Here is a 975-nt window from a genome sequence, read left to right on the forward strand (position 1 = left end):
CGCCAGATCCGAGCCCGCCTGCGGCTCGGTCAGGTTCATCGTGCCGGTCCATTCGCCCGAGATCAGCTTCGGCACGTAACGCTGCTTCTGCTCGTCCGTGCCGGCCGTCAGCAGCGCCTCGATCGCGCCGTCGGTCAGCAGCGGACACAGCGCGAACGACAGGTTCGCCGCGTTGAGCATCTCGATGCACGGCGTCGCGATCAGCTTCGGCAGCCCCTGGCCGTCGTATTCGGCCGGATGCTGCAGCCCCTGCCAGCCGCCCTCGACAAACTGGCGGAACGCTTGCGCGAATCCCGGCGTCGCGGTCACGACGCCGTCCTTCCAGCTGCTCGGGTTGCGGTCGCCTTCGACGTTCAGCGGCGCGAGCACCTCGCCGCAGAATTTCGCGGATTCGTCGAGCACGGCCTGCGCGGTGTCGTAGCCGGCATCCTCGAAACCCGGCAACTGCGCAACGGCGTCGATGCCTGCGAGTTCCTTCAGCACGAACAGCATGTCCTTGACGGGGGCGGCGTAACTCATGGTGCGTCTCCTGTTCTCTCTTCTGTCGATGGCGAAAAAAAGGGGCGCTCGTCGCGCCCCTTTTCCCGTGTGCCTAACGCTGAAGCGTCACGCCGTGTCAGCCGAGCTCGGTCACGAGCTCCGGCACGAGCGCGAACAGATCGCCGACGAGGCCGTAGTCGGCCACGCTGAAGATCGGCGCTTCCGGATCCTTGTTGATCGCGACGATCACCTTCGAATCCTTCATGCCGGCCAGATGCTGGATCGCACCCGAGATGCCGACCGCGATGTACAGCTGCGGCGCGACGATCTTGCCGGTCTGGCCGACTTGATAGTCGTTCGGCACGTAGCCGGCGTCGACCGCCGCGCGCGATGCGCCGAGTGCTGCCGACAGCTTGTCGGCCAGCGGCTCCAGCACCTTCGTGTAGTTCTCGCCGCTGCCCAGGCCGCGGCCGCCCGACACGATGATGCTCGCGC

General features: G+C 66.6%; 2 protein-coding genes. Both read right to left on the reverse strand.

The window, feature by feature from the left end:
- On the reverse strand, positions 1-519 hold a 519-nt coding region (locus tag GQ56_RS0138970; RefSeq protein ID WP_031403768.1), incomplete at its 3' end, for an acyl-CoA dehydrogenase family protein.
- A gap of 97 nt (positions 520-616) precedes the next feature.
- A partial coding sequence (locus GQ56_RS0138975; protein WP_031403769.1) for an electron transfer flavoprotein subunit alpha/FixB family protein occupies positions 617-975 on the reverse strand: 359 nt, incomplete at its 5' end.

It is taken from the genome of Burkholderia paludis (assembly GCF_000732615.1).
GTDB classification, from domain to species: Bacteria; Pseudomonadota; Gammaproteobacteria; order Burkholderiales; family Burkholderiaceae; genus Burkholderia; species Burkholderia paludis.